Below are 206 nucleotides of genomic sequence, written 5' to 3'. Positions count from 1 at the left end.
ACTGGGGTGAAGTCGTAACAAGGTAGCCCTAGGGGAACCTGGGGCTGGATCACCTCCTTATACGAAGATATGCACGATGAGTACCCACACAGATTGATATGTTTAAACAGTTAAGAGTAACCTATGTCCCGTTCGTCTAGAGGCCTAGGACACCGCCCTTTCACGGCGGTAACAGGGGTTCGACTCCCCTACGGGATACCATCTTT

1 tRNA gene and 1 rRNA gene are annotated in these 206 nt (G+C 51.0%); both read left to right on the top strand.

Annotated elements, in window-relative coordinates:
• Nucleotides 1-60 (top strand): 16S ribosomal RNA (locus tag IQQ51_RS28000); the annotation flags it as partial.
• A gap of 65 nt (nucleotides 61-125) precedes the next feature.
• A tRNA-Glu gene (locus tag IQQ51_RS27995) sits at nucleotides 126-201 on the top strand.
• Nucleotides 202-206 lie beyond the last annotated feature (5 nt).

The organism is Vibrio sp. OPT18, from assembly GCF_015163615.1.
Classification (GTDB): Bacteria; Pseudomonadota; Gammaproteobacteria; order Enterobacterales; family Vibrionaceae; genus Vibrio; species Vibrio coralliirubri.
This window is presented reverse-complemented; position numbering and strand designations above follow the sequence as displayed.